Here is a 20,486-nt window from a genome sequence, read left to right as displayed (position 1 = left end):
GCGAAAGCACCTGCCTGTTTGGCGTCGCGCTTAAGCTAAGCGTTCGGCTTAGCGCTTGGGAATGGTCAACACAAACGCCGCCCCTTGCAACGGGGAGTCGCTGGCGTGGATGTTGCCATCGTAACTGGCAATGATTTCATCGCACACCGCTAATCCAATGCCGGTGCCAGGGTTAAGCTGATCGGCACGCACGCCGCGCTGGAATATGCTTTCCCGATATTGCTCAGGTACTCCGGGGCCATCGTCTTCAATCGCCAATTGCCACACTTCGCCGTGATCGTCGAGCCGGATTTGCACCGTTTCAAGGCAAAACCGGTAGGCGTTTTCCAGCAAGTTACCGAGTAACTCCATCAAATCACTGCGGTGCACCGGCAAAGAGGCATGTTCATCAAACGCTCGCACTACTTTCACGGGTTTATCGCGATAGGCTTTATCTAACATGCCGGTCAGGCTATCGATAGGCGCGCTGAGTGGGCTATCTTCACGTTTCAGTCCACATTGCCCCACCAGTGCGCGTTTAAGCTGGTATTGCACCATGTCATCCATCTGGCTGACTTGCTCCAAAATCCGCTTATTTAGCTGCTCGCGCGACAGATGATTATCATCGAGCAGGGCATTGGTGGCGGATAAACGCGTTTTTAAGCTGTGCGCCAAATCATCCATGGCGTGGCGATAACGGGATTTTTGCTTTTCCCGCTGGGTGATCATCCGGTTAAGCGCTTGGGTGACATCTTGCAGCTCGTCAGGGTAATCGTTATCCAGTGTTTGCTGGCGTGATTCAGTAATCGCGATCAGCTCTTTGGCCAAGCGGCGCAGTGGGGAAAAGCTCCAATGACACGCGGCAACCACCAGTGCCGACGCCGAGACAAACAGCAAGCTGATGTAAAACCACGTCTCTGCTTCTAAATCGGCTAACTGCTGCTTTTGTTTGTCGACGTTGCGCAGCACAAACAATCGGTTCTCGCTATCACCCGGTTGTTTTTCTGATGAAAGCCGTTGCGCCACCACGTTAAAACCAGCAATGGAAAGATACTGCGGCTTTTTCGCCTCGTTAGGGATCAGCGTGCAGATATCGTCGATATTAAACGCTTGTACATCGCGCGAGGTCCACAGCGTGTGGTTATCAGGCGTACACAGCACCGACATATAATCGCTGCTGGACGGGTCAAGCGATTGGATCCAAGCGGTTAGCTGGTCAGCGCGGATCAGCCCGTCTTTACTGAGTTGCGCCATCACCATCGGGATTTGTGAGGCCAGATCGCGCGAGTAAGCCGCCATTGAATTTTGCTGATACAGCTTATTAATCAAGGCCGCAAGCGCAATCGAGAAAAGGAGAATAATGCCAATCGAGGTAGCGAGCACGCGGGTGCGCAGTCGGGGGCGACATTGGCAAAGGGTAAATTGGCCTAGTTTCATGGTTTACTCAGCTTGGATCTCGAACAGGTAGCCTTGGCCACGCACTGTCGAGATGGGGTTGTCGTGTCCGGTTTGGATCAGCTTTTTACGCAGACGACTGATCATCACCTCAATGGTGTTGGGGTCGCCATCTTGGTCATGATACAGCACATCGAGCAAGCGTTGTTTCGAGATCACTTCGCGACTGTGACGAATCAGGTACTCAAACAAATCATACTCAAAGGCGGTCAGCTCTAGTGCTTGCCCGTTGACGGTGACCGATTTCGCCAACAAATCTAACTCGATATCGCCAGCGGTGATAGTGGGCTTCACAAAACCAGCACTGCGACGCACCAATGCGTTTAGTCGTGCGACTAGTTCCGGCTTTTGAAACGGCTTTACCAGGTAGTCATCGGCACCGGCATCTAAGCCCGTGACTTTATCTTGCCAATTGGCGCGCGCGGTGAGCACCAAAATCGGCAGGCGCAGCCCTTTGGCGCGAATATCGCGAATCAGGCTAATGCCATCTTGATCGGGTAAACCAAGGTCAACAATGGCAATATCATTGGGGTACTGGTCAGCGTAATAAAGCCCTTCGCTGGCGGTGCTGGCACAGCGAACATGGTGGCCGAGTTCACTGAGTTCGGTGTTCAGGTGATGACTCAAAATCGAGTCATCTTCAATAATAAGAACCTGCATAAAAGCCCCTGTAAAACAAAAAAGCGCCCGAGGTGGACGCCTTTATTATAGGTTTAATAAACTGAATTTTGGCTGACTCAGCGACTGTCTCCAGCGTGACGTTACACCAAAATAATCATCAAGGTGCCGGCCAAGGTCAAAATAACGTTGGCAATCGCGTACGTGCCCGCGTAGCCCAAGGCAGGAATGGTGCTGCGAGCATGCTCGTTGATCATATCCATCGCCGGCGCACAGGTTCTTGCCCCGATGATTGCGCCAAACAAGAGCGCGCGGTTCATCTTCAGCACATACGCACCAATCAAATAGGCGACAATCACTGGGATAACACTGATCACAATGCTGGCCAGGATCACCGAAAAGCCCATGTCCGCGATGTAATCAAACAGCCGACTACCGGCACTTAGTCCAATGCCGGCCATAAAGGTCATCAGACCGAGATCTTTGACCATATTCAGCGCCCCTTGGGGCACATAGCCGAAAGTGGGGTGATTGGCACGTAAAAAGCCGAGGCTGATCCCCGCCAACAGCAAGCCAGCGGCATTACCCAGGCCAAAGGTCACTTGGCCGAAGGTGAGGGTGATCATCCCCAAGCCCAGCCCCAAAATAAAGAAGCAGCAAAATGCGAGTAAATCCGACATTTGGCTATGAATCGAGATAAAGCCGATGCGGTCGGCCAAGCCTTTTACCCGGCTTTTCTCACCACTGATTTGCAGCACATCGCCTTTGTTGAGGATAATCCCTTGATCCATCGGCATTTCAACCTGAGCGCGCACCACTCGGTTTAAAAAGCAGCCGTATTCCGACAAGTTTAAATCCGACAGTTTTTTCTGCGCCACGCTGTCGTTTTTCACCACGATTTCTTCCTCAACAATGCGCAAGTCGAGCAGATCGCGGTCAAACACTTCTTTACCGTTACGAAAGCTCGGGTCCAGCCGCGCATGGCTGTCGGGATAGCCCACTAAGGCAATCTCGTCGCCTTGTTGCAAAATGGCGTCCCCATCGGGGTTAGCCAAAATGCCGTTACGGCGAATACGCTCGATATAACAGCCGGTTTGGCGATAAATACCCAGCTCACGCAGATTGCGGCCATCAATCCAATCGATCAATTCAGGCCCAACCCGATATGCACGAATAATGGGTAAATAGACCTTACGCTGTGATTCACTGCCCAAGCCGCGCTCAATCGCAATCTGTTGGGCGGAGTGCTCAAGGTTATGGCGCTGCAACTTCGGCATCAATTTCGCCAGCACAATCAAGCTCACCAAGCCGGTGAGGTAAGCCATGGCATAGCCGACACTGAGGTTATCAATCATCATCCCCAGCTGTTCGCCTTCCGCGCCGGTTAAGCCGGAGTTAAGCGCATCTTTCGCGCCCACCAGTACCGGAGTGGCGGTGAGTGCCCCAGCCATCATCCCGGTGGCAATGCTGATATCTAGCCCCAAATGGTTTTGGAAGAACAGGGTTAAGCCAATGGCGCTGAGTAACACCGCTAAGGCAAGCAATAGGTATGATTTTCCGTCACGGAAAAAGACGCCAAAAAAGTTAGGCCCCGCCTCGATTCCCACGCAGTAGATAAACAGCATAAAGCCGATGCTGAGGGTATCAGGCGAGAAGGTGAATCCCGCGTTGCCAAAAATGATCGCGGTGAACAACACGCCGATGGATCCGCCGAGTTGCACACTACCAATTTTGATCTTTCCGACTGCGAGGCCGAGGGCGAGAACTACAAAAAGGAGTAAAATATCGTTTTGGAGCAGGAGGTTATTGACGTCTATATTCACAGCACAAATGTCCGACAGAGCGTGCAGGGGGTTAATGTGGTGAAAATTATACCAACCTTAATCACACTTTGTTGTACAAATTTAGTGAAATAATCATTAATTTTGCGTAAAAAAAGACCAGTTGCATGTTTTTTGGAACCATAAACAAAAAACGGCACCCTCGGCTGGCTTTTTAGACCCAACCAACGCACCCGCAAGTTCTCAGCCAAATCCTCGAAGCAATCTCACAGAATTAGCGCTAGCTAACATTTTGGACATTAGGGAATGAAAACGTTATCACGCCTCTGTTAGGCTAATCCTTACTACAAAAAAGGAAATGGCTTATCGGGTGCCCAAAACCGGCGGGCGGTAGCGTGGGAAAGGTTGGATAGTTAACCCGCTTATCGGATAGAAAGCCCAATCGGATGCAGGCTTTCGCGGGGAAGAGACAGATAGTAATCGCGACAAATGCTATTGATAACAGTAAGTTAAGAAAGAAAAGGCTCGTATAACGGTTTTGGGGAAGTGAGTGTGCGTGCTAATGCAATGTTAAGCGTACAAAATTAGACGACTTGGGGGTAACGGTAGGTATTGAAGCGAGAGCAGTGATCTCGTTCGGATTGGAAGTGAATATTGAAATGAAAGCGAAAGCCATAATGGAGGTAGTCATGGAAAATCTGATCGTATTTACTACATGCGTTTGGTGCGGGGTGGCGTTTCTGCGGGCCTGGTGGGACACTTTCAATCCGAGCGAGAGATCAGTAATTGTGAATTGCCTTCCCGATCCAGGAGAAACGAGAGGAGGTTCGATTCCTTCTCCCCGCACCATAATTTACGTAGCGCGCTTTGTAGCAGTAGCGCTTAACAAGGCCAGTCACGGCGACGGATTTTTCTTTGCGGCTGCGCCTACATTACAAAGCCGCGCGTGCTGGCGGCGTTATGCGTATCGGAGAAATGGGAACTTATGGAACTTGGAAATTTTGAAGTAATAAATAATCAAGGTTGGTTTTCTTTCAATTCAAAACGCGACTTAAAAGTACTGGGGTTTAAAACTCAAAGACTAGCAAAAATGGATCTTGAGAAAACAAAGATTCAAGTTACTCTTGGCTCTACAGAGTTAGGACAAGACCTTGGTTTAAACTCTGAAATTCGCACTTTGATTGTTGCTTTCTTTCCTGAACAAGAAATTGAGTACATCAAAACAACTAATGGTCAAAGTAGTAAGCCAGAGTATCCCAGCTTTTCTTACACCGGGGTTTCCGATGAACTAAATGATTTCCTATTAAAACTGGAAAATTTAGCTCATGCGCGCGCAGCTAAGTCATACGCATAACACATATGAGCCCTTCTCCGGACAATAGACAATAACATTTTTTTGGCTGCGCCAGCAGCAAATGCTTTCGAACAATAAAGTCGTCTACTTCGTTCTGTCATTTCCGCTATTAAGTCATTGCTTACGGAAAAATATATAGAAGGTCTCTTGCTGCGGTCTCACCGCTGCCTGCGAATCATGTGACAGGGCCACTAGACATTATTTTTCGTTCCCACGCTCCTGCGTGGGAATGCATATCTAGCTCTTGCTATTATTCAAACACAAACAGCACCATGAACAGTGTAACATTATGCTGCCTAGGGCATTGAACTGGCTTGTTCCCCAAAAGTGACGCTGTCCGCTAGTGTTAGAACAGAGCGCAAGTGTAGTTCGGTGATCTTGTGGCGAACTCTGGCTATGATTCAAAATCCATATACATTCCCACGCAGGAGCGTAGGAACGAATTAACACTTTCCACTACATCCGGTGAAGAGCCAAAGGTTTGTAATTATTTCTTTACACTTTAATGAGCTATTATATAAGCTCAAAATTACTGTCCGCCGGTGAAGAAAGTCGCTCTACCTGCCCTCATTACGACGTGAATTTCGGCTCGGACATGGTTTTCCTGAGCTGACGAAGTTTAGCTTATTGGTCTAATAGAAGTGTTTATTGCCTAATGAGCTCTCGTTTCGTAGAGAAAGTTTAGCTGAAGGGATACTGAAACTGGTTGAGTACTTATACGCTGATCTATTCGGAGAGCCCTATTCTCAATTGTGTGTCAAATTGATAGAATACGATTACTCACTTTGAGCTGTTTTTCCTCATGATGGAGAGTAGGGGATTGATAGCGTTTTCATTCAACTTACATGCAAAAGGATGCTAAAAGTGCAAAAATTCTATAAGTTTTTTTTGTTTTTTTCTATAACACTTCTATCAGCTTGTTCGGCCGTTGATACACAACCGGAAAAAGTCAGTTTAGAATCTGATGTTAAAGAGTTCGTGTTTATGAAGGAACTACCCACAGGTGACCCTTTAACTGATGATATGATAAGGGAAGAGCTTAAGAGAGAAATACGAGAGAGTTCTAAAATCAAAGGAATAAGTCGATACTATACTGGGGTTAGTGGTCTCTATGATTTAAAAGGATTAGAGGTAAAATCAAATGATAATAGACTTTTCGTCTCATATGTAAACGGTGAGTATTTTTCTGATACAGATAGCTCTAACACCACGTCTACCTTTGCTAGTTATGAACTCCAAATAGAAGAGCAGGGGAACCTAAAAACCGTTTCCGTTTTAACTCCACGTTTTATTGAGGTGAAGCCGGGTAAATCCGCAATTTTATTACCAATAAGCCCACTGGTTACAACGCAAGAAGCGAAAGATGATATTGAAAGAATAAACTCTAGGATTCATCCTGAATTTGATGGTTTTAAAGAGTTCTCGGGTGACTTTAACGTTAAGTATAACGATGAGTCTGTATATGCGAACTTTACGCGCATTCTAGGCGAGTATCAGTATAACGATGAGAAAGTTAAAAAGTATGATATACAAAAAGGTAAGCTTTTTGATTTAGGTGATGATGGGGATAGCCTTCCAGTAAAAATAACCGTTTTCCCGTATCGAAATGGGTCGAAAGYAGTGTATAAGTTTAGAGCTCCATTTGTTTTGAAAAACGATGGAACCACCACTTTCGATGAAGGTGAAATAGAAAAGTATATTGATAGAATAAAAGAAGTAGCAAAAGACTAAATTTTTAATGTTTTTGCCAACGGGGCAGTATCCGATTACGTAGGCTGGCCCGTTTTTCTTTTTTCTCGTTCCCACGCTCCTGCGTGGGAATGCATATCTAGCTCTTGCTATCATTCAAACGTAAACAGCACCATACCCAGTATAACATTATGCTGCCTAGGGCATTGAACTGGCTGTTCGCTAGAGGTGACGCTGTCCGCTAGTGTTAGAACAGCGATCAAGTGCAGTTCGGTGATTTTTTGGCGAACCTGCCTATGATTCAAATCCATATACATTCCCACGCAGGAGCGTGGGAACGAGTTAACAAAAGAAGTTACGCTAGATTTCCCTCTTCCACAACTCTGTTAACGATCGTTAAAAGTAGATTTTCGACTTGTCAATAACTTAAACTCTTTACCTTCACGGCATAACAGAAAGTCACTCAGCTTAACCAAACAAGGACGTATTTTGATCACCATTAGAAAAGCCAACCAAAACGATGCGCAGGCTATTTTTGATTTAAAAAGCCGAGCTATTTTAGCTAAGTGTTCAGCACACTATACGGAAGAGCAGCTTTCACTTTGGACGCAGGGTAGCCTGTCTGAGCGTTTTATTACCGACGTGGTCGATACGTTTTACGTCTCTGAAATAGACGGGCAGGTTATCGGTAGCGGTAAGCTCAACACACAAACTGGTGTGGTGGATGCCATCTTTGTTGAGCCAGATTACAGTGGCAGGGGCGCGGCGACAAAGATGCTCCAGTTTTTAGAGCACTTAGCGAAAGAGCAGAGCTTGCGATTACTAACGCTCAAGTCCACGCTCAATGCAGCGCCCTTTTATCGCGCATGCGGCTTTGTGGGCGATGAGGTATCAACGTATCACTCCCCAAAAGGGATCCGTTTAGACTGCGTGCTGATGGAAAAACCACTGTAAACACAACACCGATAATAAGGAGCAAGGATGACTGATGTTTTATCACTCGTTTCAATAGGGTTCGCATTTTTTGTTGTTGCGGTCTCTCCGGGGCCGGCGAACATCTCCAATGCAACCATCGCCATGAGTAAGGGGCGAAAAGTTAGCCTTGTTTACGGCGCAGGGTTATCCATTGGGCTGCTGTTTTGGGGTATTGTTGCCGCCAGTGGCTTGGGTGTGGTGCTACAAGGATCGGTGTATTTACTCATGCTGCTAAAAGTCGTGGGTGGCGTTTATCTTCTATGGCTGGCTTACCTTTCTTTTAAATCATCCTTTAATGCCGCCGCGACGGTCTCCACAAACGACAACCAAGAAGCGGGATACCGAAAATGGTTTGTTCGTGGCGTGGTTTTAAACTCCTCTAATCCTAAAACCGTGGTGGCATGGATGGCGGCTTTGTCGGTTGGGATGGGTTCAAGCAGCGATGGGCTGTTTCTTGTCGCGGCGGTGCTGACTTGTATGCTGGTCGGCTTTTTGGTGAATGGGATGTACTCCCTGTTGTTTTCAATCAACGGCGTGATGAACGTCTACCAAAAAGTGGCGCATTGGGTTGAGCGGGTAGTGTCTGGGATCTTTGCACTGGCAGGATTAGGGTTGCTGCGCTCCGCCTTTAACCGCAATACTGCGTGAGTCGTGACACACAAGGCTCTAGAGTAAGTGTGTTATTGCTAGGTGCGCGGGACTCAGCCCTTTGATAAAGAAAATTGTCGCGCTATTACTGACGTAATCATGCATATTGGAGTCTCAATAAATGGCACTCAGAGCCTTCACCCGATCTGACTACGAGCGATTGATAAACTGGATCGACTCAGACGAATTAAATTACCAATGGGGCGGCCCAACCTTTGATTTTCCGTTAAATGCGCACCAGATCAGCCAGCATTGTGCACACCCCGATGTGTGGCCTTTTATGTTTTCTGTCTCGGGGGAGAGCGCGGGATACGCAGAGCTGGTCGAAACCAGTGAGGGTCACTTGCGCATTTGTCGTGTTTTTATTGCTAAGCCGTTTCGAGGTCAAGGCATCGCCAATCGAATGTTCTACCAGCTTATCCAATTGGCCAAGTCAGAATATCGTGCTGACGCGTTATCGCTCGCAGTGTTTGAGCACAACACCGCGGCTAAACGATGCTATGAGTCATTGGGATTTGTGGTCACTTCTCGAGAAAGCGGTATGCGTTCATTTCGCGGTGAGTCATGGGTATTGCTACGTATGGAAAAGTCGCTCTTCTCATCCGATTAACGCTTTACCTCAACCCTTCTTTAGGGATTAATCTGGTGCCATTCACATAAGGAGTCGACGATGACATCAGCACCCATGATTGAAGAGTATTTACATCGCCTCGCGTTGAGTGAGGCGAAGGGCGTGGCACTGGTCACTGAGCTTATTGAAAAGCACTTGGCGCGGTATGCGTTTTCTAGCCTTAATGCCTTGGCGGGGCAGCCGCTTTCTTTACAGACGGATGCCTTGTTTGAGCGGTTGGTGGTGAACCAACAAGGCGGCTATTGCTTTGAGCACAATAAAATTGCCTACCTTGCCCTGAAACATTTGGGGTTTAAGGTGCGCAGTGTGCTGGCGCGAGTGATGCTCAATGGTAAACCCACCAATCCCCGTACTCACCGTATGAATGTGCTTGAGCTCGATGGCGAGACCTATTTAGTCGACGTTGGTTTTGGCAATAAAACCCCGCGCGGGTTACTCAATATCAACCAGCGCACCTGCACTATTGGGCACGATACCTATCAAATCACGCGCAATGGCGATGTGGTGACCGTGGTATTACACGAGCCCGACCAACCACCATTAACGCTGTATGAGGTTGAGCTCTACGACGTGGTAGAAGCCGACTTTGAAGTGGCGCACTTCTATTCTCATCAACATCCCGAAGCCATTTTCGTCAATAACCTCGTGGTGTCGTTGATCACCGCTTCACACCGCTATTTGATCCGCAATCAGCAGTTTTTGGTGTGGGATGCGGCAGGGCAACTCATTACCGATCAAAGCATCGATAGCCTCGAGGCATTAACCCAGTTGGTTCATGAGGCGTTTTTATTGCAACCGCCCAAAACGGTGTTGGAAACCGTGTTTGCAAAGGTGACGGCCAACGCGGCGGTTTGAGTGAGCGGATGTTAACGAATACGTTCGTCTTGACGTACGTACTCGATGTCGTACACTTGTTTAAAAACTAATCACCGGAGAGGCGCTATGACGGGGATCACTGCCACTGAAGCGCGTAGCAAATTGTATCGGCTCATTGATGAAACCGCCGAATCGCATCAGCCCATTGTTATTGCGGGCAAACGTAACAAAGCAGTGCTGATTTCTGAAGAAGACTGGTCAGCAATTCAGGAAACACTCTATTTGCTTTCTGTACCAGGGATGCGTGAGTCAATTCGCGAAGGCATCGCCACGCCGACGGATGAATGCGATGAGGCGTTGGACTGGTGACATGGAAGTTGGTTTACACCAAACAAGCCCAGAAAGACGCAAAAAAGCTGTCCGCCAGTGGCCTCAAACCAAAAGCGCAAGAACTGTTAGCACTGATTGAAGACGACCCCTACCGTAAACCTCCTCCATTTGAAAAGCTTGTCGGCGATCTCACTGGTGCCTATTCACGCCGTATTAATATTCAACATCGCTTGGTCTATCAAGTCCTCGAGGATGAACAAGTGGTGAAAGTGCTCAGGCTCTGGAGCCATTATCAGTAGTGGCTAATTCGAATACTCTTCTCTCATTTTTTTAAGGAACAAACTGTGAAATCTATCTTCTTTTTTAATTCGATGTTGACGCCAAAACTGGTCACCGGACTGTATTGGCTGCTGTTACTGATTGCGTTGTTCTCTGGACTGGGCACTATGTTTGGTAGCTACGGTGGGATGCGGTTGGAAAACGTTGCTATTGGCCTGTTTACTATTGTTGCCGGTGCAGTAGGGGCAAGGATTTGGTGTGAGTTGATGATTGTGATCTTTAAAATCAACGAAAATCTTCAAAGTTTAAAAGACGTGAAGGAGCGTTCAGACGTGTAAACGCGTTGATATCATTGAGGATTAAAAAAGCCAGCGTGAGGCTGGCTTTTTAGCAAGATTGTCGGCGCCTTATTCTTGATACAGGCCGAGGTTTTCTTTGGCGTAGGCTTCAAATTCGGTAAAGCCGCCAACGTGCGCTTGGTCAACAAAGATTTGTGGCACGGTTTCAACTGGCTTGCCGACGGTTTTTTCTAGGTCGGCTTTGCTAATACCTTCTGCGTGAATATCCACATAGCGGTAGTTGAAATCTTCACGGCTTGTTTTCAATTCTTCAGCCAAATCTTTTGCGCGAACACAGAATGGGCAGCCGGGGCGGCCAAAAATTACGACGAACATAGTCATCTCCTTTAGCGTTAATGGCCTTACTATGCCTGATAGGCGAACGTTAGAAAAGATGAATTTCCCTTTTGCACCAATAGGAAAAATCGATGATAAGCGTCTAGACGCGGCCGCGCGCGTGATCACGTGCTTGTGAATTTGTCGGGGAATAAAGCGTCAGAGCAGGGTGATTGCTTCCATGTGTATAAAGGTGTAAAACCTGTAACTCCCTCTTTTACGGCTCGTCAAGTAAGGAAGCACGATGAATCCAACAATTGAGACACTTCTTTCTCACCGCTCTATTCGTAAATTTACTCAAGACGCGATTTCTTCCGAACAATTAACCCAGATTATCGATGCGGCGCGCGCGGTATCCAGCTCAAGCTTTTTACAGTCCACCAGTATTATTCGTGTGACGGACAAAGAAAAACGACGCTTGCTGGCGGAATACGCGGGCAACCAAGCGTATGTGGCCGACTGTGCTGAGTTTTTAGTGTGGTGTGCGGACTTTCATCGCCATGAGCAAATCAACCCTAATGCCAAGTTGGGCTTTACCGAGCAGACGCTTATCGGTGCGATTGATGGTGCCATCATGGCGCAAAATGCGATGGTGGCGGCAGAGTCGATGGGCCTAGGCGGCGTGTATATCGGCGGCTTACGCAATCAGCCGGAAAAGGTGGCTGAACTACTGGCGATGCCCAATCATGTGATGCCTTTGTTTGGTATGTGCTTGGGTGTACCGGCGCAAGACCCAGAAACCAAGCCTAAGTTGCCTGTACAGCTTTTGGTGCACGAAAACAGCTATCAAGCCATTGATGAAGCGGCGCTAAGCGACTATGACAACCAAGTGCGTGAGTATTACCGAACCCGCACGGGGGGCAATAAAGACATGAGCTGGAGCGAGCAGATCTCCGCCACGTTAGAAAAAGAAGCGCGTCCGTTTATGAAAGACTTTCTACACAGCAAAGGGTTTAGCACTCGTTAGAGAGCGCCTGAATGTGATGGATAAAAAAGCAGCGTTTTGCTGCTTTTTTATTATTTATCGCCTCAGTTTGTCCAGTTTGTTATCTGATTTGATCGATTTATTGTCTAATCCTGCCGCTAAGCGCTAAAACCTATTTACATCTGTCCTGTAAACCGTAATATTGCCGCGTTTTTGCGCGTGATAATCACTTTTATCTGACACTATCCGCGCTCATTTTCAACATTAAATTGTTTTTATACGAAGTAGGGCTCTAATGGAAAACAAACTGGCTAATCCTGCCCCTTTGGGGTTGATGGGTTTCGGCATGACCACGGTATTATTGAACATTCATAATGCGGGTTTTTTCCCCATTGATAGCATGATCTTGGCGATGGGCATTTTTTATGGTGGCTTGGCGCAAGTGATTGTCGGCATCATGGAATTCAAAAAGGGCAATACCTTTGGTACCACGGCATTCACCTCTTATGGCCTGTTTTGGCTGACGCTAGTAGGGCTAATTGTCATGCCAGAAATGGGGATTGCTCAACCGAGCCCAGCCGGCTTTATGGGTTGGTACTTGGTGATGTGGGGCGTATTTACCGGCTTTATGTACATCGGTTCACGCCGTTACTGCCTGGCGAAGCAGTTTGTCTTTGCTAGCTTGACCGTACTTTTCTTCTTGCTGGCGGCACGCGATTTTACCGGCAGTGCACTGATTGGCACCATTGCGGGCTTTGAGGGCATTGTGTGTGGCTTGAGTGCGATTTACTTCGCGATGGCGCAGGTGCTTAACGAAGAATACGGCCGTACTGTGTTGCCTGTTGGCGAGCAAAAAGCAACGTTAGCGCCACAAACCGCGTAAACGCCTGATAGATTAGATTGTTGAGATCTAAAAAAGCTCGGCCATGTGAATGGTCGAGCTTTTTTTATGCGCGATTAAGCCTGACAGTGACGGATTAACACATCACCTTAACGGCCAATCCACCTTGTGAGGTTTCGCGGTATTTGGCGTTCATGTCTTTGCCGGTTTCCATCATGGTTTCAATCACTTTATCCAGTGATACACGCGGCTCGGACGAACGTTGAAGTGCCATGCGCGAGGCATTAATGGATTTCACCGCGGCAATGCCGTTGCGCTCAATGCACGGCACTTGTACTTGCCCGGCAACCGGATCACAAGTGAGGCCTAAGTTGTGCTCCATGGCGATTTCGGCCGCCATACATACTTGGTGCGGGCTACCGCCCATCAACTCAGCCAGGCCAGCGGCGGCCATGGAGCAGGCAACGCCGACTTCACCTTGGCAACCCACTTCTGCTCCAGAGATGGAGGCGTTTTGTTTGTATAAACCACCAATTGCGCCAGAGGCGGCAAAAAAGCGGGTGTAGATTTGCTTATCAACCGGCTCGATAAATTTGTCGTAGTAGGCCAGCACCGCAGGAATAATGCCACACGCACCATTGGTGGGCGCGGTGACCACACGGCCTCCGGCGGCGTTCTCTTCGTTTACGGCAAAGGCGAACATGTTCACCCAATCGACCACGGCCATGGGGTCAATGTTGTATTTTTCGCTAGTTTTTAATTGGTGACGTAAGGCGGCAGCACGGCGCGGCACGCGCAGCGGGCCAGGTAATACGCCTTCGTTTTCCATCCCGCGGTCCATACATGCCTGCATGGTTTTCCAAATGTCAGCGAAGTAGGTATCAATCTCGTCTTGGCTGTGCATACTGCGCATGTTGGCCATCACCAAGCCGCTGATTGAAAAACCGGTTTCTTGGGTGAGTGCCAGTAAGCCATCTGCGCTATTGAAGTCGTAAGGGACTTGCACTGTTTGCATGGCGGGCTGACCAAACTCGGCTTCTTCAACAATAAAGCCACCGCCAATCGAGTAATAGGTTTTACTCAGCACGCATTCATCGCCTTGCCAAGCATGGATTTGCATGCCGTTCTCGTGCAGTGAGAGGTTAGAGGTATGAAAGTTCATCCCTCCATCGCGCGGGAAGGCGACGACGTGTTGCTGCTCACCCAGTGGCAGTTGCTCTGTTTCTTCTACCCGTTTAATAAAGCTGGGAATTGAATCGATATCAACGGTTTCAGGGCTGTTGCCCGCTAAGCCCATAATGGTAGCGATGTCGGTGTGATGGCCTTTACCGGTGAGTGACAATGAGCCATATACGTCAACCGTGACGCGATCGACGTCGGTTAAACGCTGACTGGCAGTTAGCTCATCAACAAAGCACTTGCCCGCTTTCATTGGGCCAACCGTATGAGAACTGGACGGGCCAACGCCAATCTTAAAAATGTCAAAAACACTGATCATGTGTCTACCTCAGTCAATGCCCTAAGGGCAATGGATTTAGTGTTTACGCCATCCGTCCATGGTATTGACTGTGATGGCAAGCGCTCGCTCGCCATAATGAAAAGGAGCAGCCTTCACTGCTCCTTGTTAGCCGCAAACATCGATGGATGCGGTTGGGCATAGAGCCCAATGCAGCAGTCCTATAGCGCCTGCTGCGCGCGCTGTGTTCGATTAAGCAAGACGGCAGATTCAGAATCGTTAGTGATTAAGAGATCATGCTGTACGTAATCGCAGAAATTGCTACCAGTCCCATAATCAGAACAAAGGCGTTGCTGATTGTACCTGAATATTTCTGCATTGCTGGCACGTTTTTCACGGCATACATTGGCATAATAAACAGGATGGTGGCAATGATTGGGCCGCCAAGTGATTCAATCATCCCCAAAATGCTTGGATTGAGGGTGGCGACTAACCAAATGGTCAGGATCATGAATACCACGGTGAACACGTCGATTTTTTTGCGATCAACCGGTTTACCCATGCTGCGCAGGGTTTTGGTGGCAATTCCGTTCAGGCCTTCACGTGCGCCTAGGTAGTGACCAAAGAACGAGGACACAATCGCAACAAAGGCGACCAGTGGACCCAAGAAGGAAATGAACGGGCTTTCATGTTTGTTGGCCAAGTAAGAAAGAATTGCGATGTTTTCCGCTTTCGCCGCTTCTAGATCTGCTGGCGTGAGGGAGAGTACGCAAGAGAAGACAAACAACATCACGAAACCGACCAACATGGCAGCTGAGCGCATCAGGATCTGGCCAGACTTGTATTCCGCGTCGTCACCGTGATCACGGCGCTGTGCCAATGAAAACGACGAGATCGCAGGGCTGTGGTTAAAGGCGAAAACCAGTACCGGAATAGAAATCCAAAGGGTAATGGCAAAGTCACCCGCAGACGGCACTTGCGATAGGGCCGCGGTGTTCCACTCTGGGATCAGGTAGATGGACATAAAGACCAAGATCCCAACCAGTGGGTAAACCAAGAACTGGGTCACGCGCAGCATCATTTTTTCGCCCAGTAGCATTACTGCCATCATGCCGAGAATCAGTGCCAACGAGAGGATCGCACGTGGCGGCGATGCCATGCCAAGCTGGTTGACCAAGAAGGAGTCGACGGTGTTGGTAATACCCACGCCGTAGATCAACACAATCGGATAGATTGCAAAGAAGTACAGCAAGGTGATCAGTTTGCCCGCGCCAACACCAAAGTGCTCTTCAACCACTTCGGTAATGTCGCTGCCCGCATTTTTAGAAGATAAAACAAAACGAGAGAGGCCGCGGTGGGCAAAGAAGGTCATTGGGCCAACAAGCAGGGTCATAACCACTAATGGCCAAAAGCCGCTCATGCCTGCATTGATAGGAAGGAAAAGAATACCCGCGCCAACCGCGGTGCCAAAAAGGGAAAGCGCCCAGGTTGTATCTTGTTTGGTCCAGCGCGGGCGCGATGTTGCACTGGTACCAGTCGTCGAGGTTGTTTGCATAACAATACTACTCACATTGTAGGGAACAGGAATCAGGGAAGGCGAATTCTGGCGATTTCCACAGAGAAAACCAAGAGCTAGATCGCTATATGAAAAGTGGTGCGCAGACTATTGCACCAAAATGTGATGACTATCAATAACGGAGGGTGGATTGACGTATTATGCAGGCATCACTGTATAGCTATTTGTTGGATAAATATGCATCAAAGTGCGTCAAAATCCCAACTGTTGCCATGGTTATGAGCGAGTTGACGAGTGGTCGCCCGAGGGTGAAAACAATGTTAGCTGGCTGATTAGCGCGCGGAGTAGTTGCGCGGTGGCGCCCCAAATCAGTCTGTTTTGATGATAAAACGCACACACAGGATGCCACTGGCCATACAGTAGGAAAGACTGTTCGCGAATATGTCCCGGACGGCAAAGGGTATCTAACGGCACCTCAAAGCAGGCGGCGACTTCATTGTCATCAAGACACGGCTGGTAATCGGGCGCCACCCACGCCAGGACAGGGTGAATGTAATAGCCAGTGACGGTGGGAAGCGGGCACAGGTGGCCAATAATCGCGTCAGGGGCAACGCGAATCCCGGTTTCTTCCCACATTTCCCGCGTGGCGGTGTCGGTGTTATCTCTGTCAGAAGGCTCCCGCTTGCCGCCAGGAAAGCTGACCTGGCCAGGGTGATGTTTTAGGTGACTCGCGCGTTGGGTTAATACCAGTTGAATCCCATTTTCGCGCGGCACCAGGCCGATTAGCACCGCCGCGGGTTGAAAATCGGCCCCACCCAAAATTCTGGGTGAGAGGCGAACGCGATTCAAAATGCGGCTATCGTGGCGCGCCAGCGGCGTTAACGAAAAAGCTCGGGTCACATCGGCAGGCGATAAGGGGTGGCCTGGCGCGTCACAGATAGGTTGAGGATGAGTCGAGGACGCAGACCAACAAGCTGCTTTCGCGCGTAACGTACAGCGGATAGGCGTGAAATAAGCATGCTCTTCGGCGATTAGCGTCATCGTGACTCCGTTAAATCAGTTAAAGGGGCAGCCAAGCTGTCATCGTCTGCCAGTACGGGGAGGATGCGGCTGACTTTGTCGAGTGTTTCTTGGTACTCCGCATCTGCCTTGCTATCAGCAACCAAACCGCCGCCCGCCCATACGTGCAGTTGGCCTTGGTGGCCGACCAAGGTACGGATGGTAATGCTCGAATCCATCCGGCCACAGCGGCTGAGGTAGGCAAAACTGCCGCAATAAATATGGCGGCGGTGAGGCTCAAGCTCTTCAATAATTTCCATTGCGCGTACTTTGGGAGCCCCGGTAATTGAGCCACCGGGAAACGCCGCGCGAAGCAGATCGAGGCCTGTTTTTTCATCAGGGAGCCTACCTGTGACCGTGCTCACCATATGATGGACGGCAGGAAAGCTCTCTATATCAAAGAGTTTAGGCACAGAAACCGAACCTGGCGAGGCAACTCGGCCAATATCGTTCCTGAGCAAATCGACAATCATCAAGTTTTCAGCACGATCTTTTTCCGCCGATTTCAGTGCCTGAGCGCTGTCTGCATCTTGTTGCGGATCGGTATAGCGTGGACGCGTGCCCTTGATAGGTTTGGTTTCAATCTGTTGGTTGTGCAGAGAGAGAAAGCGCTCGGGCGAGACCGATAAGATGGCACTGTCTGCTAAGCGGATAAAGCCAGAGAAGGGGGCACCATTGCGGGTTGCCAATTTGCGATACGCTTGCCATTCATCCCCTTGATAGTGGGCGGAAAAGCGTTGAGCTAAGTTGATTTGGTAGCAATCACCGGCATGTAAATAGGCTTGCACTTGGGCAAACTTTTGCTGGTATTGCGCCTCGGTCATGTTCGCGCGCCAGCGCTCGGTGAGTGCAAACGATGGACGGGACGGTGCAGCCTGATGAGTGAGCCATTGCCAGCGCTGATCGCTGTCAGGGGCGATCACCACCGCTTGATGCTGGTGATGATCAATCACCACTGCCCAGTCGTAAAGGCCAACCGCCATGTCAGGGACATTGAGCTCGTCTTTAGCCCGCGTGGGTAGGGTTTCAACACAGCGCCCTAAATCATAGCCAAAATATCCAAGGGCACCGCCGGCAAACGGCCAGGGGGCGATTTCAGAAACCGCCGGTAACAGCTGTGCTTGTAATTGTGCGACCCAGTGAAAGGGATCGTGATCGTCAGTGGTGGTGTGCCCATCGGGATAACGCGTGGTCACTTGGTTGTGGCGCGCGGTCACCGTGGCGATGGGATCGGCGACCAGGATATCGAAGCGACTATCCGGATGCGTCCGTGTGGCCGAGTGGAGCAACATCGCCCAGGGCTGATGAGCTATCTTATCAAACAGGGTCAACGCAAGATCCGGGGCGTAGTCGATTGGCGTGGTAGTGAGCTTCATGGCGTTTTGTGGTTGCATTCTTCTTTTTGTGATCACGGTTAAGACGCCGTGTGGCGCGCAGATAGCGCTAAGCGTATCATAGCTAGGTCTTTTCCGGCACGAGCAACAATAAAAGACGAAGCGAGGTTGCTGTCAACCATCGACTTCTCTCATCACAGAGCAGTAAAACTGCCTAGCCAAACGATAATAACGAGGGGAAAGCCTCCCCAACACTGGATACCCGCTTTGGGTCCTGCAAATGACACCAGAGGCAATGATGACCACTATTAAACAGCAAGACGTGATCGAAAGCGTTGCAGATGCCCTGCAATATATCTCTTACTACCACCCTCTTGATTTTGTTCAAGCCCTTGAAAAAGCCTACAACAAGGAGCAAAGCCAAGCGGCGAAAGATGCCATCGCACAGATTTTGATTAACTCGCGAATGTCGGCCGAGGGCAAGCGTCCGATCTGCCAGGACACGGGCATTGTCACCTGTTTTGTCAAAGTAGGGATGGCAGTACAGTGGGACCGACACGATATGACGGTGCAGCAAATGGTGGATGAAGGGGTGCGACGTGCGTACACCAATCCTGACAACCCGTTGCGTGCCTCTGTGGTGGCTGATCCGGCAGGCAAACGTCAAAACACCCGTGATAACAGCCCGGCGGTGGTGCACATTGATATGGTGCCAGGTGACACCGTAGATATCCAAATTGCCGCAAAAGGTGGTGGCTCTGAAAATAAAACTAAAATGGTGATGCTTAACCCATCGGATGATGTTGCCGAGTGGGTAGAAAAAACCTTGCCTGCAATGGGCGCGGGTTGGTGCCCTCCGGGTATGCTGGGTATCGGCATTGGCGGCACGGCAGAAAAAGCGGCGGTGTTGGCGAAAGAATCATTGATGGAGCACATTGATATTCAAGCGCTTATCGACCGTGGTCCAAGCAATGCCGAAGAAGCGTTGCGTCTCGATATTTTCAATCGTGTGAACAAGCTGGGTATCGGTGCCCAAGGGCTGGGCGGTTTAACCACGGTGGTGGATGTAAAAGTGAAAACCGCCCCAACGCACGCTGCATCTAAACCTGTGTGCTTAATTCCAAACTGTGCTGCCACCCGCCATGTGCATTTTACACTTGATGGTACTGGGCCTGCCGAGTTGGCACCACCCAAATTGGACGACTGGCCGCAAGTCACTTGGGAAGTCGGCGATAATGTACGTCGTGTCAACCTGGATACGGTGACCAAAGAGGACGTGCAAAGCTGGCAAACCGGTGAAACCGTGCTGTTGTCAGGCAAAATTCTGACCGGACGCGATGCCGCACATAAGCGCTTGCAAGAAATGCTACGCAATGGCGAAGGCCTTCCCGAAGGCGTTGATTTTAATGGTCGCTTTATCTATTACGTGGGTCCTGTCGATGCGGTGGGTGATGAAGTGGTTGGCCCAGCAGGCCCCACCACATCGACCCGTATGGATAAGTTCACTGACATGATGCTCGCCGAAACCGGCTTGATGGGCATGATTGGTAAAGCCGAGCGTGGCCCGGCGGCGGTTGAGTCAATCAAGAACCACAAAGCCGTGTACTTGATGGCGGTTGGCGGCGCAGCCTATTTGGTCTCGAAAGCGATCAAGCATGCACGCGTAGTGGCGTTTGAAGACTTAGGAATGGAAGCCATCTACGAGCTTGACGTGGAAGATATGCCAGTGACGGTGGCCGTCGACTCACAGGGGCAAAATGCGCATCAGATTGGCCCTGACACCTGGAAGGTAAAGATCGCCGAAATGGATGACTAATCCGTTAATTTGGCCTGTTCGGCTTAACACCTGCTTGCGTTAACAAGAAGGCATTGAGTTGAACAGCGTTTAAGTGGATAGAAACCATAAAAAAATGCGCCAAATTGGCGCATCAGATTGCTGACGAACCCCGCCTTTTTAGGCGGGGTTCTTTTTGATAAGCGGCCGTAGGCCGCGATCGCGATATTTTTTGTTAGAGAGTGGTCGCTACCGACCAACGCCCAAATTGGCGGATAGAAGCCAGTATTTGCCTTATATCCGCCATGTTAAAGCCACATTTTCTTAGATAGCTCACCACTAACGCTATCTT

Annotated in this window: 20 protein-coding genes; 12 read left to right on the top strand and 8 right to left on the bottom strand. The window is 49.4% G+C overall.

Going from position 1 to position 20,486, the window contains the following annotated elements:
- Window positions 1-48: 48 nt before the first annotated feature.
- The 3 genes from BZG74_RS07350 to BZG74_RS07340 form a co-directional block, all read right to left on the bottom strand.
- Window positions 49-1,416: an ATP-binding protein gene (locus BZG74_RS07350; protein WP_077772003.1), complete on the bottom strand. Its 1,368-nt coding sequence runs from the start codon at window positions 1,414-1,416 to the stop codon at window positions 49-51.
- 3 nt (window positions 1,417-1,419) lie between these two features.
- Complete coding sequence (locus BZG74_RS07345) at window positions 1,420-2,094, bottom strand: response regulator (protein WP_046073104.1); 675 nt, start codon at window positions 2,092-2,094, stop codon at window positions 1,420-1,422.
- Window positions 2,095-2,195: 101 nt separating this feature from the next.
- A complete protein-coding gene (locus BZG74_RS07340) occupies window positions 2,196-3,875 on the bottom strand; it encodes an aspartate:alanine antiporter (RefSeq protein ID WP_046073105.1) in 1,680 nt (559 codons plus the stop codon).
- A gap of 943 nt (window positions 3,876-4,818) precedes the next feature.
- Here BZG74_RS07340 and BZG74_RS07335 point away from each other — a divergent pair.
- From BZG74_RS07335 to BZG74_RS07295, 9 genes are all read left to right on the top strand, one after another.
- Window positions 4,819-5,187: a hypothetical protein gene (locus BZG74_RS07335; protein ID WP_077772002.1), complete on the top strand. Its 369-nt coding sequence runs from the start codon at window positions 4,819-4,821 to the stop codon at window positions 5,185-5,187.
- A gap of 864 nt (window positions 5,188-6,051) precedes the next feature.
- Entirely contained in the window at window positions 6,052-6,918 is an 867-nt protein-coding gene (locus tag BZG74_RS07330; protein ID WP_077772001.1) for a hypothetical protein, read from the top strand.
- A gap of 447 nt (window positions 6,919-7,365) precedes the next feature.
- A complete protein-coding gene (locus BZG74_RS07325; protein ID WP_077772000.1) occupies window positions 7,366-7,830 on the top strand; it encodes a GNAT family N-acetyltransferase in 465 nt (154 codons plus the stop codon).
- Between the two features lie 27 nt (window positions 7,831-7,857).
- Window positions 7,858-8,499, top strand: coding sequence for a LysE family translocator (locus BZG74_RS07320; RefSeq protein ID WP_077771999.1), 642 nt, complete (start codon window positions 7,858-7,860; stop codon window positions 8,497-8,499).
- 121 nt (window positions 8,500-8,620) lie between these two features.
- Complete coding sequence (locus BZG74_RS07315; RefSeq protein ID WP_077771998.1) at window positions 8,621-9,109, top strand: GNAT family N-acetyltransferase; 489 nt, start codon at window positions 8,621-8,623, stop codon at window positions 9,107-9,109.
- 60 nt (window positions 9,110-9,169) lie between these two features.
- The gene (locus BZG74_RS07310; protein ID WP_077771997.1) at window positions 9,170-9,985 is read left to right on the top strand and encodes an arylamine N-acetyltransferase family protein; all 816 of its coding nucleotides are present in this window, start codon (window positions 9,170-9,172) and stop codon (window positions 9,983-9,985) included.
- Between the two features lie 87 nt (window positions 9,986-10,072).
- Entirely contained in the window at window positions 10,073-10,315 is a 243-nt protein-coding gene (locus BZG74_RS07305) for a type II toxin-antitoxin system Phd/YefM family antitoxin (RefSeq protein ID WP_077577721.1), read from the top strand.
- On the top strand, window positions 10,312-10,575 hold the full coding sequence (locus BZG74_RS07300) for a Txe/YoeB family addiction module toxin (RefSeq protein ID WP_077771996.1): 264 nt from the start codon (window positions 10,312-10,314) through the stop codon (window positions 10,573-10,575). Before BZG74_RS07305 ends, BZG74_RS07300 begins: the two co-directional genes overlap by 4 nt.
- A gap of 45 nt (window positions 10,576-10,620) precedes the next feature.
- Window positions 10,621-10,893: a DUF4282 domain-containing protein gene (locus BZG74_RS07295; protein ID WP_069587258.1), complete on the top strand. Its 273-nt coding sequence runs from the start codon at window positions 10,621-10,623 to the stop codon at window positions 10,891-10,893.
- 69 nt (window positions 10,894-10,962) lie between these two features.
- On the opposite strand, the gene BZG74_RS07290 is transcribed toward BZG74_RS07295, so the two are convergent.
- Complete coding sequence (locus BZG74_RS07290; protein ID WP_077458277.1) at window positions 10,963-11,229, bottom strand: GrxA family glutaredoxin; 267 nt, start codon at window positions 11,227-11,229, stop codon at window positions 10,963-10,965.
- 244 nt (window positions 11,230-11,473) lie between these two features.
- Between BZG74_RS07290 and nfsA the strand changes: the two genes are divergently transcribed.
- Together nfsA and BZG74_RS07280 are read left to right on the top strand one after the other, a co-directional pair.
- On the top strand, window positions 11,474-12,196 hold the full coding sequence (nfsA, locus tag BZG74_RS07285; protein ID WP_077771995.1) for an oxygen-insensitive NADPH nitroreductase: 723 nt from the start codon (window positions 11,474-11,476) through the stop codon (window positions 12,194-12,196).
- 253 nt (window positions 12,197-12,449) lie between these two features.
- A complete protein-coding gene (locus BZG74_RS07280) occupies window positions 12,450-13,037 on the top strand; it encodes an acetate uptake transporter (RefSeq protein WP_046073118.1) in 588 nt (195 codons plus the stop codon).
- A gap of 94 nt (window positions 13,038-13,131) precedes the next feature.
- On the opposite strand, the gene BZG74_RS07275 is transcribed toward BZG74_RS07280, so the two are convergent.
- The 4 genes from BZG74_RS07275 to pabB all read right to left on the bottom strand — a co-directional run bounded on the left by BZG74_RS07275 (window position 13,132) and on the right by pabB (window position 18,402).
- A complete protein-coding gene (locus BZG74_RS07275) occupies window positions 13,132-14,493 on the bottom strand; it encodes an L-serine ammonia-lyase (RefSeq protein ID WP_077771994.1) in 1,362 nt (453 codons plus the stop codon).
- 244 nt (window positions 14,494-14,737) lie between these two features.
- Window positions 14,738-16,006 (bottom strand): serine/threonine transporter, encoded by a 1,269-nt coding sequence (locus tag BZG74_RS07270; protein WP_077771993.1) that lies wholly within the window; start codon window positions 16,004-16,006, stop codon window positions 14,738-14,740.
- Window positions 16,007-16,243: 237 nt separating this feature from the next.
- Entirely contained in the window at window positions 16,244-17,008 is a 765-nt protein-coding gene (locus BZG74_RS07265) for an NUDIX hydrolase (RefSeq protein ID WP_077771992.1), read from the bottom strand.
- Window positions 17,005-18,402 carry an aminodeoxychorismate synthase component 1 gene (gene pabB / locus BZG74_RS07260; protein WP_077772172.1) on the bottom strand — a complete coding sequence of 466 codons (1,398 nt, stop codon included), beginning with the start codon at window positions 18,400-18,402 and terminating at the stop codon, window positions 17,005-17,007. Before pabB ends, BZG74_RS07265 begins: the two co-directional genes overlap by 4 nt.
- A gap of 256 nt (window positions 18,403-18,658) precedes the next feature.
- Here pabB and BZG74_RS07255 point away from each other — a divergent pair, with 256 nt between their 5' ends.
- Complete coding sequence (locus BZG74_RS07255) at window positions 18,659-20,176, top strand: fumarate hydratase (protein ID WP_077772171.1); 1,518 nt, start codon at window positions 18,659-18,661, stop codon at window positions 20,174-20,176.
- The last annotated feature ends 310 nt before the right edge of the window (window positions 20,177-20,486 follow it).

It is taken from the genome of Salinivibrio sharmensis (genome assembly GCF_001995985.1).
Taxonomy (GTDB): Bacteria; Pseudomonadota; Gammaproteobacteria; order Enterobacterales; family Vibrionaceae; genus Salinivibrio; species Salinivibrio sharmensis.
The sequence above is the reverse complement of the archived record's forward strand: the minus strand, read 5'-3'. Positions and strand labels throughout refer to the sequence as shown.